At 40.1% G+C, this 16,844-nt stretch carries 15 protein-coding genes; 4 read left to right on the forward strand and 11 right to left on the reverse strand.

Annotated features, from left to right (window positions below; genetic code table 11):
- Window positions 1-831 precede the first annotated feature (831 nt).
- Both FBB35_RS11200 and FBB35_RS11205 read left to right on the forward strand, forming a co-directional pair.
- On the forward strand, window positions 832-1,269 hold the full coding sequence (locus FBB35_RS11200) for an AbrB family transcriptional regulator (protein ID WP_012412178.1): 438 nt from the start codon (window positions 832-834) through the stop codon (window positions 1,267-1,269).
- Window positions 1,270-1,507: 238 nt separating this feature from the next.
- A complete protein-coding gene (locus FBB35_RS11205) occupies window positions 1,508-2,314 on the forward strand; it encodes a CPBP family intramembrane glutamic endopeptidase (RefSeq protein WP_174709691.1) in 807 nt (268 codons plus the stop codon).
- 321 nt (window positions 2,315-2,635) lie between these two features.
- Here FBB35_RS11205 and FBB35_RS11210 read toward each other — a convergent pair whose 3' ends face one another.
- The 5 genes from FBB35_RS11210 to FBB35_RS11230 form a co-directional block, all read right to left on the reverse strand.
- Window positions 2,636-3,757, reverse strand: coding sequence for a geranylgeranyl reductase family protein (locus FBB35_RS11210; protein ID WP_174709692.1), 1,122 nt, complete (start codon window positions 3,755-3,757; stop codon window positions 2,636-2,638).
- A gap of 185 nt (window positions 3,758-3,942) precedes the next feature.
- Window positions 3,943-4,491, reverse strand: a complete 549-nt coding sequence (frr, locus tag FBB35_RS11215; RefSeq protein WP_174709693.1) for a ribosome recycling factor — start codon at window positions 4,489-4,491, stop codon at window positions 3,943-3,945.
- Entirely contained in the window at window positions 4,478-5,206 is a 729-nt protein-coding gene (gene pyrH, locus FBB35_RS11220) for a UMP kinase (RefSeq protein WP_174709694.1), read from the reverse strand. Before pyrH ends, frr begins: the two co-directional genes overlap by 14 nt.
- A 71-nt stretch (window positions 5,207-5,277) precedes the next feature.
- Window positions 5,278-5,832: a thioredoxin family protein gene (locus tag FBB35_RS11225; protein ID WP_174709695.1), complete on the reverse strand. Its 555-nt coding sequence runs from the start codon at window positions 5,830-5,832 to the stop codon at window positions 5,278-5,280.
- Window positions 5,833-5,920: 88 nt separating this feature from the next.
- Window positions 5,921-6,067: a hypothetical protein gene (locus tag FBB35_RS11230; RefSeq protein WP_174709696.1), complete on the reverse strand. Its 147-nt coding sequence runs from the start codon at window positions 6,065-6,067 to the stop codon at window positions 5,921-5,923.
- 216 nt (window positions 6,068-6,283) lie between these two features.
- Between FBB35_RS11230 and FBB35_RS11235 the strand changes: the two genes are divergently transcribed.
- Window positions 6,284-7,186 (forward strand): alpha/beta fold hydrolase, encoded by a 903-nt coding sequence (locus FBB35_RS11235; RefSeq protein WP_174709697.1) that lies wholly within the window; start codon window positions 6,284-6,286, stop codon window positions 7,184-7,186.
- Window positions 7,187-8,020: 834 nt separating this feature from the next.
- Here the strand turns inward: FBB35_RS11235 and FBB35_RS11240 are convergent.
- From FBB35_RS11240 to FBB35_RS11265, 6 genes are all read right to left on the reverse strand, one after another.
- Window positions 8,021-8,170, reverse strand: a complete 150-nt coding sequence (locus FBB35_RS11240; protein WP_174709698.1) for a hypothetical protein — start codon at window positions 8,168-8,170, stop codon at window positions 8,021-8,023.
- A gap of 631 nt (window positions 8,171-8,801) precedes the next feature.
- On the reverse strand, window positions 8,802-9,017 hold the full coding sequence (locus FBB35_RS11245) for a hypothetical protein (RefSeq protein ID WP_174709699.1): 216 nt from the start codon (window positions 9,015-9,017) through the stop codon (window positions 8,802-8,804).
- 322 nt (window positions 9,018-9,339) lie between these two features.
- Complete coding sequence (locus tag FBB35_RS11250) at window positions 9,340-9,657, reverse strand: hypothetical protein (RefSeq protein WP_174709700.1); 318 nt, start codon at window positions 9,655-9,657, stop codon at window positions 9,340-9,342.
- 30 nt (window positions 9,658-9,687) lie between these two features.
- Window positions 9,688-11,856 carry a peptidase domain-containing ABC transporter gene (locus FBB35_RS11255; protein ID WP_174709701.1) on the reverse strand — a complete coding sequence of 723 codons (2,169 nt, stop codon included), beginning with the start codon at window positions 11,854-11,856 and terminating at the stop codon, window positions 9,688-9,690.
- Window positions 11,857-11,935: 79 nt separating this feature from the next.
- Window positions 11,936-13,444, reverse strand: coding sequence for an HlyD family efflux transporter periplasmic adaptor subunit (locus FBB35_RS11260; RefSeq protein WP_174709702.1), 1,509 nt, complete (start codon window positions 13,442-13,444; stop codon window positions 11,936-11,938).
- A gap of 1,058 nt (window positions 13,445-14,502) precedes the next feature.
- Window positions 14,503-14,790: a CTB family bacteriocin gene (locus tag FBB35_RS11265; protein WP_174709703.1), complete on the reverse strand. Its 288-nt coding sequence runs from the start codon at window positions 14,788-14,790 to the stop codon at window positions 14,503-14,505.
- Between the two features lie 531 nt (window positions 14,791-15,321).
- Here FBB35_RS11265 and glcD point away from each other — a divergent pair.
- Window positions 15,322-16,794, forward strand: coding sequence for a glycolate oxidase subunit GlcD (gene glcD, locus FBB35_RS11270; RefSeq protein ID WP_174709704.1), 1,473 nt, complete (start codon window positions 15,322-15,324; stop codon window positions 16,792-16,794).
- Window positions 16,795-16,844: the final 50 nt, after the last annotated feature.

Here is a 16,844-nt window from a genome sequence, read left to right on the forward strand (position 1 = left end):
ATCGGGGAATCCCGGATAGGCGAGACTTTGAGATTTTTGCATCCTCTCAATCAAGAAAATCTTGGATTTAACTCATTGGTCAAAACTGCTCATCTAAATTAGATAAATTTTTATAATGCAATAAAGGGTTAGGAAAATCGTCACCGCTTTTTCCACCCTTTAAGTCCAGAAATTTAAATAAAAATTTACTAGCAACTTTAATTCAAAATTAAACAACTATTTTGCTATTATTAGTCCATGCTAGTATTTAATATAAAATTACGAACTCACAAAACCAGAATCAATAGCCGTATCAGCGCGGCTACTACTGCTTTGTTGATTCGTAATGTAGAGACAAGAAAATTCGCGTCTCTACTGGCAGGACAAAGGGCATAAGCCCGTAGGACTCTATTGAAATACTATGCTGTCCTAAGCCTGAGAGGATGAGTAGAGAAAACTCTACCTACTCATTAGCGAAAAGGGCAAGCACTGAAAGTGAAAAACCTGCAATTTATTGGATCTACGACTTATTTGGAGTAGAGCCAACCCCATTTGTAAAGGTGGCTGAAAGTTACACCGCTACAGTAGCGCCAAAAAAGAAAATAATTTCATTTCTGATGGCGAATAATGGTTAAAAGTGCCGTGAAATCAGCAAAATTAATTTCTATGGCAACTATGACCTCTAATTGGTTGTAGACAACCATAATATGAAGTGCTTTTGTCTCCTATCGGCAGTGATTCACCCTTAACACTAGAGTCCTAAGTAGCTCTATGCATACGCTAAAAAGCCAAATGCTGGCATGAGACTACATCGTTTATCAGCTTGGAGAGAGTAAGGAAAATTTGAGCATAATGACTGAAACTGCAACCGCGCCATTAACTGGAAAAGCACTACTTGCGAAAGTAAAAGAACTTTCCACTTTGCCACGCCGAGAAAGAGCTAAACAGTGCGGCTATTACACTGTTACTAAGAATAACCAGGTTCGTGTCAATCTCACCGATTTTTATGACGCTTTGCTATCGGCTAGAGGAATTCCTCTAAGTCCAGAAGCACCTAAAGATGGTCGTGGTCGTGAACCGACATATCGGGTTAGTGTCCATCAAAATGGTCAGATTGTGATTGGTGCCACATATACCAAAGCAATGGGCTTAAAGTCTGGAGATGAGTTTGAAATTAGGTTGGGATACAAGCATATTCACTTGATTCAACTTGGTGAAAGTGATAAAAAACTGACCTCACCAGATATAGACTCCGACGAATCGGACGAAGATTTGGAAGACGAAGAGTAAATTTGCTGATGGTAGGGATAAGTATCAGGTATGATAACTTGTCCTTACCTCAACAGCAAACTGGTAACTCTATTGAAAAAATTTTGTTCCAGATAAAAAATACGATTAGACCCCTTGCAGAATTTGCCAAATTTAGTAGATTCTTGATAAATCAGCAAGAAATCTATAGTGCAAGAAGTCTATCGTGTTTTTTTTGATAAATTTTCTTGAGCCTTCGGTCAACGCCTTACTAGCATTTATGCAAAATGCACCAGCACTAGTTATAGTGATGGCATTTTTTGCTTGCTGGATAGTTTGTTGGTTGCCAGTCGCAGCAGTATCAGCAATATTACTCAATTGGCAACCCCCTAAACCTTTGCAGCCACAGCAAAAGATGCCATTATTGCTGTCACTTTACCTATTAGCTCCCCTGATTCTGTGGGGAGTTAATTGGCTTACCAATAAATCTTTTTCGGATTACGGCTTTGTTGGGAATCTTTCAAATTTTGGTTCTTTAGCATTAGGTTTCGCTTTGGGAGTTGTAAGCCTAGCGATTGTATTTAGTGGGCAATTAGGATTAGGTTGGTGTTCTTTTGAAAAAACGAATTTCAAGTTACTATTACCCATATTGCTACCGATTTTCTTGATAGCATTGTTAGTGGGTGGGATAGAAGAGTTAGTTTTTCGGGGTTTTCTGTTCACTGAATTAGCACAGGATTATCCAGTTTGGTTAGCAGCAGCAATTTCTAGCTTGATTTTTGCCTTACTACATCTAGTTTGGGAGCAACGTGAAACTGCACCACAACTTCCTGGATTGTGGCTGATGGGAATGGTGTTGGTGTTGGCACGTTTTGCTGATCGCAACAATTTGGGTTTAGCTTGGGGACTACACGCGGGATGGGTATGGGCGATCGCTACCCTAGACACAGCAGAATTAATTACTTACACAGGTAAAGTCTCTGATTTGTTCACAGGTAAGAATAAAAAACCCCTAGCGGGTTTGGCGGGAATTATTTGTGTAGTGGGAACTGGAATAAGTATTTGGCTTTTCTCTAGGTATTTTTAATTTGGTGTTAGATGTCTTATGGCGCTGGGTAAGTTATGCACAATTAAGATAAAACTGGAGCATGAGTCTATGGCATACAGTGATTTTAGTCCCGTTAAAATCAGAGATGCATTTAGCTTAACTTTGGAAAAGAAACGCAATCTTTTTCTTAAATCCTGTTCATAAATCAGATGTTTTAGGGCAGACAAGACACCAACCCCACCAAAAGTAATTGGGTATTGTTTATTTGGAAATGACTAAGTTGGCTAGATAAAAAAGAATCCCACCCCTCTACTTCGCTAAAGAGGTGAGAACTTCCAATAACGCACCTACGACTATTGACTAACCTCCAAAGCCAGGAATTAAACGCTTGAGGGCACGATCAGTAACATCGCTATAGCGCAGTTCTCCACACATAATCTGACCCATGATTTTGGCACCAGAAGGATGCTTAACACCAACTTTGTAGCCAATACCAGGAAAGCGATAGAATGCTCCAGCTAATTTTTTTGCCCAAGCCATCTCAGTACCCCATTCTTCATTAATAGCTTCACTATATTTTTCTAAAGCGTTGGTGTCACCAGAAAGGGCTTCATTAATGGCTCCTGCTGCAATCAAGCCGCTAAAAATTGAAGGACGAATGCCTTCGGCTGTCATAGGATAAACTACACAAGCCGCTTCTCCAGCCAAAACAGCATTTTGGGTATGCAACTTTTGCTTTCCATCCCACAAGCAAAGAGGATAACCATACTGTTTGCTGGTTTTGATATCTAGATTAAACGATCGCGCATATTCATCTAAAATCTTCTTAAAATCCTGGGGTTCGCCACCGCCAAACGTACCGATACCAATGGAATAACCATCCGCTTTCGGGAAGTTCCAAATGTAGCCATTTTTCACCAAGCCCAACTCAATATGAATTGTGGATTTGTCTTTCACAGTGGTGGAAACCTCTGCTTCCAAAGCTGCTGCTAAACGGCGTTTACGTTCTTTGAAGCCTAGCCATTTTGCCATTAGCCCTTTAGCACCATCAGCCGCAATTAAGTAGCGACCTGTAACTGGCTCATTGGCTGTGTTAACTTGCCAATAGTCACCTTTAAATTCAATACCTCTTACTTCGGTATTATCTCGGACTTCAGCCCCTTGCTTCTGTGCTTGCTGCACTAGGAAATGGTCAAAAATATCTCGTCGCACCATCCAGACTGGTTCTTCTGTGGCGATTTTTGCTTCCACTGGGTCGCCTAATTTCCAGGTAAAGCGAAAGGAGTCAGCTTTTACAGAAATTGCTGGGCTAAAATCAAAGTCAAACCATTGAGCGATCGCTGGAGATACACCACCACCACAAGGCTTATACCTTGGTAGGGATTCTTTTTCTAAGATTAATACTGAGCGACCCTGCTTGGCTAAATGATATGCAGCGGTTCCACCAGCTGGCCCAGCGCCGACGATGATGCAGTCGTACATAAGGCTGAATTTTGGCTCCTGAATTAGTTGATTTTCTCTTAAGTAGGGGCACAATTCATTAATTGCCCCCACTTTAATTATTTACGTCTACTTACTTGTTTAATTTTTATGAGATAGCTAAAAAATGATAAAGGCTGAAGAATTTTACCATCATCCTTCAGCCTTTATGCTTCAGACTTTAGACCTTAAACAGTCGTAATATCTTTTTCTTTTTCTGCTAATAGTGCGTCTATTTTGGCTGTATACTCGTTTGTGAGTTTTTGCAAGTTGTCTTGTTGGTCTTTGGATTCATCTTTGGAGATTTCAGAGGCTTTCTCCTGCTTGCGAATCGAGTCTATGGCATCGCGGCGGATGTTGCGAATAGCAACACGACCCTCTTCAGCGTACTTGGTAGCCATTTTGACGAATTCTTTTCGGCGATCGCTTGTCAAAGGCGGAATATTCAGCCGAATTACAGAACCATCGTTGCTGGGGGTTAAACCCACATCTGAGAGGGAAATCGCCTTCTCAATGATGTTTAGGGTGTTGCGCTCGTAGGGCTGAATCAGAATTGTTGAAGCATCTGGCGTGCTAATATTTGCCAGTGATTTTAAGGGTGTAGGCGAACCGTAATAGTCCACTAATACCTTATCTAATAAACTCGAATTGGCGCGGCCAGTGCGAATCGTGTTAAAAGCTCGTTGAGTTGATTCAACAGAACTTTGCATTTTACTTTTAGCGTCAGCTAATATCACAAGAACCTCCCACAAGGGTACCGATGGATTCTCCCAAGACTGCTCGGTGGATGTTGCCTCGCACCGTTAGGTCAAATACCAGAATTGGGATATTATTTTCTTTACACAAGGCGATCGCAGTACTATCCATCACCCGCAAATCTTTGGCTAAAACGTGCGCGTAGGTAAGGCTATTGTAACGCTTGGCGTTAGGATAAATCTGAGGGTCAGCATCATACACCCCGTCTACTTTGGTGGCTTTAAAAATCACTTCAGCATCAATTTCTGCTGCTCTGAGTGCCGCAGTGGTATCAGTAGTAAAGAAGGGATTTCCAGAACCAGCCCCAAAAATTACCACCCGCCCTTTTTCAAGATGACGGATGGCACGACGACGGATATATGGTTCTGCTAATTCTTGCATAGCGATCGCAGTTTGCACCCGCGTCTGTACCCCTATGTGTTCTAGCGAATCTTGCAACGTCATGGCGTTCATTACCGTGGCAATCATCCCAATATAGTCAGCGGTTGCCCTGTCCATCCCCGCCGACGCTGCTTTCACGCCACGAAAAATATTGCCGCCGCCAACAACGATGGCCATTTGAACGCCAGTGCCTATCACCTCTGCTACTTCCTCAGCTATTCCTTTGACCACTTCTGGATCAATGCCATAGCCCATGTTGCCCATTAAGGCTTCACCGCTCAGTTTGAGTAAAACCCGTCGGTAATTCGTTCCCATGAAGTTACGCTTTATCAAAAAAGTTGCAATTGCCTCCAATTTAAGATAGCAGTTACAGGGACTATCTATGTCTAGTTACGCCAAATCAATGTAGTACCTACTGGTTCTGTTTGTGGTACATCTATTGCCTGACCAAGAAATAAAGAAGCGATCGCATTTCTCAAATATTCTTCTCCCACTGCTGATGCATCTTGGGGATGATTGTCAATTTTGCCTTTGTAGCGGACTATACCATTAGCATCTATTAAAAAAGCCATTGGTGTTTTCGTAGCACCAAAACTCTGGGTTACATCTTGCGTCGAGTCCCACAGGTAAGGAAAGTTCAAATTGTGAAGCTGGGCAAAAGCTTTCATATTTTCAAAGCTTGGCCTAGTTTCATGATTCCCATCACTACCATTCATCCCAATTAGTGTGAAGCCTTTGGGGGCAAATTCGGCTTGAATGTTTTTTAACCTGTTGATATACCACTCTACATAAGGACAGCGGTTACATAAGGAAATAACGCCCACTGCTCGGAACTTCTCAAGATAACGCCTGAGATGGTGTACTTGACCGTCAATTCCTGGCAGTTCAAAATCGGGTGCATAGCTCTCGATGGGAGTATCGATTGTTTCTAGTATATTCATGTTGTCTGGCTCGCAGAACTAGGAACAAGAAAAATGTTGTTAAATTCAGCGTCAGTTTCCAGTTGCAAACCACCCCTTAGCCGATGCCTCATATTCTGACAATGTTATAGACCAAAATAGCGATCGTAAATTGTGAATCTACTGAATCTAGCACTAATGCTAATTCACTCACATCTAAAATAAATAGCAAAAGTATTACGCGCATTATAGAAGTGATGATTCCTAATGCTGACATAATCTAAGTTGTAAGGAAATTACCTCTATCAACAAGATGAAAACTCTCTACTTGGATAAAACTATCATGCCTAGAAGCTTTTCTAGTGTATGTCTAAGTTATCACTAGACCAAAGGATTTTATTTGAAAATCTGATAAATTTTATTCAAATTCAAAATAATTTTACTTACGCCTTGCTGCTGACAGGCTTTTACCCTTGTATTCATCAAATTTCCTATGACAACCTCAAGTTCAAAAACAGCATTTACCTCTACAAAAACCTGGGTTTGGCAAGATTTCCCTATCTGCTATCAAACCCAAGGAACCACTGGGCCGGCTGTTGTCCTCGTGCATGGATTTGGCGCTTCTTGGTGGCATTGGCGAAAAAATATTCCCGTATTAGCGCAAAATTGCCGCGTTTATGCTATTGATTTGATTGGTTTTGGTGGTTCTGCAAAACCTCAACCTGGTGAAAAAATTACCTACACTCTAGAAACATGGGGACAGCAAGTAGCAGATTTTTGCCGTGAAGTTGTCGGCGAACCTGCTTTTTTAGTAGGAAATTCTATTGGCTGTATTGTAGCCATGCAAGCAACTGTTAGCAATCCAGATATTGCCTTGGGAGTTGCATTGCTCAACTGTTCTTTACGGCTGTTGCACGATCACAAACGGGTAACTTTACCTTGGACTCGTCGTGTCGGAGCGCCTTTACTGCAACGCTTGCTTTCTATCAAACCAGTTGGCGATTTCTTCTTCAATCAACTTGCCAAACCGAAAACAGTGCGGAAGATTTTACTAAAAGCTTATGCGAATCCTGAGATGGTGACAGATGAGTTGGTAGATATTCTCACTTCGCCAGCAAGCGATCCGGGTGCTGTTGCTGTGTTCTTGGCTTTTACTTCTTATTCTACAGGGCCTTTACCAGAAGACCTTTTACCTCTGCTACCTTGTCCTGCAATTATCTTGTGGGGAACGGCCGATCCGTGGGAACCAATTAAGTTAGGTAGAGAATTAGCTAATTTTCCGCAAGTAGAAAAGTTTATACCTTTAGAAGGAGTTGGGCATTGCCCTCAAGATGAAGCGCCGGAGTTAGTCAATCCGATTTTACTTGATTGGATTTGGGAGCAATCAGCAGTGTGAGATTCAGTTGAAAGCTTTTATTGCTTGCCACAGACACAAACTATGTAGAAAATACATTTGGTAGCGGTAAAAGAGTAATTATTAAGTGCAAGTTGACAGAGAATAGGTATAAGATAAAAGCCCGTTAAAACGGGCTTTTTCGTCTTTCAAGCTTAGTTTAAAACGCGGAATACAGAGGTACGCACTTGTTCTGCCCTGACTTGCAAACTCTGGCATATTTCTTGTCATCTGTTGGGTTTTTAGCATTGAGAGTGAAAAGCTTTGTTGCAAGCATTCCAGACGGCAAAAAGTGCAAGTTAAATAGGCGATAGTTTACCACCAGGATCGGCGGCCGCGCCAAGGGCGGAAACCCGAACCCCCTCTAGGACGCCAACCCCCGTCCCACCTGCGGACGTTACCTCCAGCTAAAAGCTCCTGTTGCTCTATGGATAGCTCGACAAGCAAATCGGATTGGATGGATTGAAATGACATAATTGTTTGCCTCACTTTTGTACAGTGCAAAAGAATGGCTAGTGCCTTGATTTATACATTAATAACCTTGCTACACAAAAAACTTTGACTATTTGAGCAAGGGGTGAAAAAGGTAGGTAGTAGGGGTAGCACTTACTACTTTGTCAAGAAATAATTGATGGGTAGGCATTGTTTGTAGTTTTTGCTGTCTTCGTTAAAGTGCAAATTACAAACCATCCAATTAAACTTGACATACCTACTACCTTTCTTCTTTCAAAAAGGCTAATTTAAGACCTTGGCAGAATATTAGGAGACTAACCAATCTTACTCAAAGTCTGATTTGTCTTGAGCAAGTTTTATGATATGGTTTTCTCCTCTTTTTTGCTAAGAGATTAAACCACGCACAGTAAGTGTGCCTTCACGGCGACCACCACGTGGCAAAAAGACAATGATTCTTGCTCCTCCAGAGAGAAGCTCTTGTTCCTTCGTGGATAACTCCACAAGTAAATTAGATTTGCTCAATTGGTATGACATAACTAATTACCTCACTTAATTTTATAGAAATCAAACATTCCTTCTGTTACGGGAATGTTTGATTTCTATTAATGCTATCCTAGCTATTTTTATATGGAGATAAAATTAGCTAAAAGTGGTAGATCGACATAGTCAAAAGTAATATTTTTTAATTTAATTCAGTAAAAAATAAAATAACTTCTTCAAAAAATATGTATACTATGGTAATAATTTCAATAGTTTTTGATTTATACTGCAATTATTCATTTATCATCATATTTTTACTGGCGGTGTATAAAGCTAATAAAAAATACTAGCTATCGATTCTATAATTCGTTAATCTTTACTTAAAAATAGGTAAACACCCATGCTGGTAAAATACCTTTATGGGTGCAAAATTAAGGCTATTTTCTTGAGTTATCACGCAAAAAATCTTCTGGTCAAATAGTCACAACTATTTGCTTTTGAAGTTAGAGGAGAACGGAAAGGTTAGCGCTACCCCTACCCAACAGCTACTTTTCTTATCTCTTAATGTTTTAAGAGAACTATCGAAGACTGTTCAAACTCTCTCAAAATCAGATTTATTTTGATTAAGCGGGTCATATTAGTCTTTTCCTCCTCCCACTAATTGCAAGGTTTAAAAAACTTAACCTTATGATACTCCTCTAATTGGTCTGAGGCTAACAATGCCACGAATGAAGAATTTGGGGACGGGAGTGGCTTCGGTATCGCCATTGCCAGTATCGCCAGTATCCCCAGTATCACCATTACCAGTATCGCCGTCGGTCGTGTTTCCTCCAGCCAGAAGTTGTTGTTGCTCTGTAGATAAGTCCACAAGCAAATCGGACATGGTAATTTGATTTGACATAATTTTTTACCTCACTTACTAACATAGGTTGTTATTCACCTATATTTTTAATAGTAATTATTTCCTAACAGTTTAAATTATTCTCAGGTTAGAAATAATAATAGCAAAATTATTCCTTTTGACTCATGAAAATTTAAATAGAAACTAAAAAATAGTATTACAACTTATGTTGGCAAAAATGCACTAAATATTGATAATTTCCTCAAGTATCATCCTGATTAAAAAAGTTAAAGTTTGAACTGTCTAGGTTTTATTAAAAAAGATAGAGGCATGAGTAATTGTGCCTCTATCTCTAGAAGATTTATTTTCCAAAAGCTAAATTTTATGAAAAGATACTATTTAAGAGATTAGCGATTAAATTTTTCAATTTATTCTCTCCTAAACTAAAGTTTGGCAAACCAAATGTAATGGAAGAACCAATAGTAAATTGTGACAAACTATATCTAGTTTTTTGCGAAGAAATATCACCACCTGCAAGAGTTAATGTATTGTCTGCCGCCGTTTGGATATTAGTTTGCTGGATAAAAAAATTACTTCCACCAGGTATATTTGTGATTTGCCCAGCATCTAGGGTTTCCTGTTCTTCTTCAGACAAATCCCTGAGCCATTCAGGATTGTGAGATTTGGTATTTTCAGACATAGTTTTATTTGCTCATACAAAGACTATTTTTTACATTGATAAAAACTTTAAATGCTCTCCTTGCTGAGAGAGAAAAGTCTCAATATCACCTTGTATTTGTACCTGACCTTTATCTAGTAGTACAATCCAATCGGCTCGATTAATTACACTGGGACGATGAGTGATCAAAATAGTAGTTTTACCTTCTCGATATTCCAAGAGTCGATCTAATACGTGAGATTCGCTGACTGGATCGAGTCCGGCGGTTGCTTCGTCTAAAATTAGTACAGGTGGATTGGTAAGGATACCTCTAGCGATCGCTAATCGTTGTCTTTGTCCACCAGAGATATTGGCCCCAAATTCCCCCAAAACAGTTTGATACTGATTGGGAAGTTGACTGATAAACTCGTCTGCATCAGCTATCTGGCAAGCTTTGACAATTTCCTCAAAGGAAATGTAAGGCGTTCCTAAACGGAAGTTGTCTAAAATTGAGCGACTCCAGAAATGAGGTTCTTGGGGTACATAGACTACTTGTTGTCGCAAACAATCCAGGGAAAGATCGTTGATATTATAGAAACCTATGCGGATATTGCCAGAGTTAGGCTGATATAAGCCTGCAATCACTTTCGCTAAAGTACTTTTACCACAACCTGATTTCCCAATCAAAGCGATCGCTTTCCCTCCAGGAAGTTTGAGAGAAAAATCCTCTAATAAGTCAACTCTGCCAGGGTGGTGAAATTGGATATGGGAACAGCGAATGTCTGCATCACTAGAAATTTGAACAACCGGCTTTTGACTACCTCCGACTACTTCAGGTGTCGCATCGATAACTTCCAGAAGGCGAGAAATTGCTGTTTGAGAGCGAAAATATTCATCTACTAAGCCAACCACTGAGTTAATTAAAGCCAGGACATTAAATTGTAGCGCGTTAAAAGCCAGCATTTGCCCAATGCTTAATTCCTTATTAATCACCAGAATACTGCCTAAACCAAGTAAAACTACACCTGCAATAGTAGCTATAAGTTTGCTAATAGTGCCGTTGATAATACCGATTTGGATGGTGCTAAAAGTTAGATTAGCAAGACGGCCAAAGCGACTTTGAAATTCATCCCAAAATTGTGGAGCGGCATTTGTAGTTTTGATTACCTGTGCGCCCTTAAACGTTTCTACCAAAACACCTTGATTTTCCGTCCCTAAAACCAAGAGACTGCGAGTTTTTTGTTGGAGGATGGGTAAAAAAGGTAGGGTAGATAAGGTAATTAAGCCAGCAAAAAAGATGACTGCTATTGTCAGTTTCCAACTGTAAAACAGCATCAAGCAAAAAGAAACCACCGCAACAAAAAACTGGCTAGGTAAAAGAACTACAATCTGCGATACCAGTTGATTGATGTCGTTTATATCACGCAGTCGGCTAGTAATTTCACCACTCCGACGGGCTTCGTAGTAATTTAAGGGCAATTGGAGAATTTTTCGCCCAAATTCCAACACTAATCCTAATTGCAGTCGTTGCCCAAAATGAGCAATCATAATTGCTTGCAATAGTTGCAAAGTACTGCCGAATAAGCTCATAACTACAACGGCTGAGATCACAACAGTTAGTAATTGAGTATCTCCGCGCACAAGTACATCGTCTGTAAGTAGTTGGATCAAGATGGGAGTACCTAGAGCCAACAGACCTAAGACAATGTTGATGGTTAAAACCTGAGTTAGCAGTCCGCGATAAGGCAATATGCGTACTAAAAAGCGTCTTAAGCCACCTTTTGCTTCTTCTTCGGGCTGCTCAAAAAAGCGTTCTGGATCTGGCTCTAGTAAGAGCATCACCCCATTCCAAGCTTCTGTTAACTCTTCTCGGTTAACATAACGGATACCCACAGCAGGATCGGCAATGACGTATTTATTGCCGCGCTTGTTGTATAAAACAACCCAATGATAACCCCGCCAATGAATAATTACGGGCAGATTTATTTCTGTGATTCTATCGACGATCGCAGATGAAGCTTTTACTGCCCTGGCATTAAAACCCAGAGTCTCAGAGCCACGTTTTAAACCCAGCAAAGTTGTTCCTAGCTGTCCAGTTCCAACGGCATCTCGACTGCGATTGATGCTTAAAAAACGTCCGTAATGTTTGGAAACCGAAGCAAGGCTTGCGGCTCCACAGTCTTCTTCACTCAACTGCAAAACACACTGGTAATTTTTATGGAGTTTGAATAGATCGAACATGGTTACAGACCTATTAAATTAGTGATTGAAAAAGAGGCAGGGGGGCAGAGGGCAAGGGGAATGGGATCTCGCCTCTTCGTTAAAAATCTGTGATGAATCTGGCTTTGCGGAGAATGAACTGAAGCACCGTTTCTCGACGGGAAATAATATCAGCCCTACCTTCCATACCAGCTTTCAGATGACACTGGCGATCGCCTCTACTTAAATATGAAGTTTGTGGCTCAATACTTACTTCATAAGCAACTACCTGGGCTACACCTGAATTGACATTATTTTTTACAGGTAAAGCATCTGGTGCAACTGTTTTGACAGTTCCTTTGAGAGTGCCGTAGTCTGGATAGGGACAAGCAGAAACTTGCATCTGAACTTTTTGGCCTGCTTTTACCTTGTCAATATCTTGAGCCGGCACGCGAGCTTTAACTAGTAAAGAAGCGTTGAGAGGAGCAATCTGAGCGATCGCTTCACTTGGTTGTACTACCTGTCCTGGGTTGCGAAGATTCAATTGCAGCAATGTTCCGGCGATTGGCGATCGAATTACACTCAAATTCAAGTCGGTTTTAACTTGTTGCAAATCTTTGCTGCTGCTAGCAAGTTGCTTTTGGAGTTCAAGGCGTTGCTGGAGTAAAGTTTCTCGTTCTTTTTTCAAAGCCGCTAAACTAGCCTCACCTCTAGCCTGTTCCTGCTTAATTCGTTCAGATGCCACTATTACAACCGCATTACTGGCATTAATTGCAGTTTTAGCTTTTTCTAAATTCGTTTGCGCCACATTTAGGGCTTGTTCTTTGTCCTCCAAAAGATTTTTAACACTAACTTTAGCTTCTTCTAGCTTCGCCTGAGCAGATATAACCGCTTGTTCTTTTTCTTCAAACAGATTGCGAGAAACCGATCCCGATGCGACTATCGGCTGCAATCGATCGCGTTGCACTTTGGCTACTTGCAAAGCTGCTTCTGCTTCTTGTACAGTTGCCCTTAAAACTTTTTCTCGCAGTAAGCGATCGCGTTGTACCTTGGCTAAGATTAAAGCTGCTTGTGCTTGTGTCATATCAGCCGCAGCTTTAACTTGCTGATCTTGATAGTTGCGTTGTGTCCCATCTAATTCAGCTTGTGCAGCAATAATCGTGCGGTTGGTTAAGTTTGTCTGAGCTGCAATCTGAGCATCGATTTCAGCCAGTTGAGCATCAATTTGAGTTTGTTGTAATTTACCTTGCTGAATACTATTTTCTAGTTGACTCTTTTGAGTTTTAAGGCGGGAATCATCAACCTGAGCGATCGCTTGTCCCTGAGTCACCACCTGATTTTCTTGAATATCAATGTTTTGAACGGTTCCGGCCATAGCAGATTGAACAACCCGTAGTTCTCCTACAGGTCGAATACTTGCAGGAACTTTGACCGTGACATTGTAACTAAGAACAGATGTAAGAGCGATCGCGGCCACAAAGGTAGTAACTAAAACTCCCCCGCCAATGTTAGTCCATTTGCTGAGATGGGGGAGAAACTCGTTAACATCAACTACATGGAGTTGTTCTGGATTGGGTTCATTAAACCTATTTCCAAAATAGTTTTCCTCGCGGGCTAAGAAGTTCGCCATATTACATAATTTTTTGAAATGTATACATCAAAAGCTCACGTTTATTTAATATCAACTCCAATTCTTTTGCTGCAAAGCTGATTATCTTGCATAACTTGATCGCAAATCAGATACCACAAAAAAATATATATCTTTGGTAATATGCCACAGGGTATAATCAAGAATTTAACTCCATGTTAATGTTCCCAAAATTAATCAGATAGCTAATCGCAGATTCGACTTGTAAGTTAATCCCAATATGAGATGGGCTATCATCAGGAGTGTTTGCCAAATTAAAGAATGAAAAAGTAACATATACTGCTAAAAATTCCCAGCATAATGTTTTATGATTGTCTATAATTAGTAAAAGGGGAAGAGAAAGATGTGCGCGAAAAGATAAGCGAATTTATCTTTCTCAGGATTCAAACACGGGCAACCCGTTAAGAATACAGAGGAGAACGCTCAAACTCCCTCAAAGTCCTCACTTACGTTGAGCGAGTTACAATAAACTCCTCTGACCCCCTTTTTTATTTATAAACAAAACAATCTTAACAACAAGTCTCCATCCTGATCTGGATGTTTGGTTTCTGTGCTGAGTCTAATAACAGGCAAGTATTGAAATTACTTATTGGATTTCTGGTCAGGTAATAAAAATAGTAAAAAAACAAGTGTTACAAAAAATAGATTCACTCTTAGATGGTTGAAAACCTTAACTCACAACTTTCTCGTTGATACTCTTTTCGCCGAGGATTTTGATAGATGATGAAGATGTACAATATCTATCGGCTAACTAGGGAAAACTCAAAATTTCCAGATTATCCAGCACCACCACAAGGATAAAATTGGTGGTGCTGTGTAGGGAAAGTAGACAGGTAGTCTCTATAGTAATCAGCTACTCGATTCAAACTTGCAGATTTAAACTAATAAAAGTCAGACAAGGCAACAATTAAAAGCCAAAAAGTACGAAAAATATTTTTGACGTTTTATTTTTACTTTCTCTTTTTTATCTGCCTAAATTTGCTAAATGTTCTGATTATGTAATAGCTGATTTTTGCAAATTACCTGTGGATACAGTTGATCTAAGCGGCAAACAGTGGTGCTGATAAAGGGGGCAAGGGCAGCAGGACTATGGCGGTAGTACCACCTAATTGTAGGCCCTGTGCTGCTGATGTTTGAGTACCGTCATTTGATCCTGTACTGTTAGCTTCGCTGCCATTAGGCCCAGATCTACTCGTTCCGTCTAACCTTGTAATTCTTCTAGCGAAATTGCTCTGATTTCTCTGAGAGTCTACACCTCCAGCGAGTAGCTCTTGTTGTTCGTCAAATAACTCAACAAACAACTTAGATGTGTTGATTTGATATGACATGATTGTTAGCCTCACTTACGAAATTAGGTATGTGACTACCTAAGACCCAACTATAGGCATTGTTTGTCATGATTTCATAAACCTGAAGACATAAAACCAAATTGTATTTTTGTTTCTTAAGATAGATATAAAATCTTTAATTTTTTTTAGATATACCAATGCCATAGAGCAAGAATGGTCAATATTCGCTATTTTCAAACTGATTTCAAGTATTTGAACCTGTATTTATAAACTTGGCATATCTAAAACCACTACTTTGACATCATGAGTTGGAGATCATTAATAAGTTTTGCTTAAGTCTTTGCAACTAATACATAAGAAGTTGCGACAAATAGACAACCTGTCGTAACGAATGGATAATATCAGGTCTTTCAAATCTAACAAATAAGCTCAGTAAATTCTAGAGCAGTAAAGCAAGAAAGAACGCCGCAATGGTTAAAACGTCGTTAACCGCTCAAAACTATTGACAAATCCCTCAAAAACTTGGGTATTGTTTTAAACTCTAAGTTACTATAGTTAACTTTAAAAACTATGCTGACCCAAGATAAAAAACAACACAACTGGAAACCTATTATCAAAGCATTCGAGGTTGTCCTTGGCAAAAATGGCGTAGTGCAACGCCGTGAAGAACTTATTACTTATGAATGTGATGGTTTAACTGGCTATCGCCAACGTCCTGCTGTGGTGGTATTACCTAGAACAACAGAACAGGTTGCTCAAGTGGTAAAGATATGCAATCAATATTCTATTCCCTTCATCGCACGCGGTTCTGGCACTGGTCTATCTGGCGGTGCTTTACCAGTGGAAGACTCTGTTTTGATTGTCACTTCCTTAATGCGGCAAATCATCAGCATTGATTTGGAAAATCAACGCACAATTGTTCAACCAGGCGTGATTAATAGTTGGGTAACACAAGCCGTTAGTGGTGCTGGTTTTTACTACGCTCCTGACCCATCTAGCCAAATTATCTGCTCTATTGGGGGGAATATTGCTGAAAACTCTGGTGGCGTACATTGTCTTAAATATGGTGTCACCACTAACCACGTTTTAGGATTAAAAATTGTCACGCCAGAAGGGGAAATTGTCGATTTAGGCGGACAAATCCCCGAAATGCCTGGTTATGATTTAACAGGTGTGTTTGTTGGTTCTGAAGGCACTTTAGGAATTGCTACAGAAATTACTTTGCGAATTCTCAAAAGTGCAGAATCAATTTGCGTGCTGTTAGCAGATTTTACCAGTATTGAAGCTGCCGGAGCAACTGTTTCTGATATCATCAGCGCTGGAATTATTCCTGGCGGTATGGAAATGATGGATAACTTCAGCATCAATGCAGTTGAAGATGTTGTCGCCACAAATTGTTATCCCCGCGATGCTACTGCTATTTTGCTAATCGAAATTGACGGGTTAGAAGTAGAAGTTGCAGGAAATAAGCAGCGAGTGACTGAAATTTGTAAAAAGAATGGGGCGCGAAATGTCACTTCTGCTAGTGACCCAGAAACCAGATTGAAATTATGGAAAGGACGTAAAGCTGCTTTTGCTGCGGCTGGGCATTTAAGTCCAGATTATTATGTGCAAGATGGTGTAATTCCCCGGACTCAGTTGCCTTATGTTCTGCATGAGATTGAGGCATTAAGTGAACAATATGGTTATCGTGTTGCTAATGTATTTCATGCTGGTGATGGCAATCTTCATCCATTAATTCTTTATGATAATTCTGTGCCTGGAGCATTGGAACAAGTAGAAGAAATGGGTGGAAAAATTCTCAAGCTTTGTGTCCAAGTTGGTGGCAGTATTTCTGGTGAACATGGCATTGGTGCGGAGAAAAAGTGCTATATGCCACAAATGTTTAGCCCAGTTGATTTAGAAACTATGCAATGGGTACGACAAGTTTTTAATCCTCAAGGGTTAGCAAATCCTGAAAAGATATTCCCCACACCACGAACTTGTGGAGAAGCAGCAAATGCGTCTGCTGTCAATAAATTTGAAGGTGTGGAAAGATTCTAATAAGAAATGATGAAGAGGATGATAAGTTCATGAAGTTTTGATTTTTTACA

The organism is Nostoc sp. TCL240-02 (assembly GCF_013343235.1).
Classification (GTDB): Bacteria; Cyanobacteriota; Cyanobacteriia; order Cyanobacteriales; family Nostocaceae; genus Nostoc.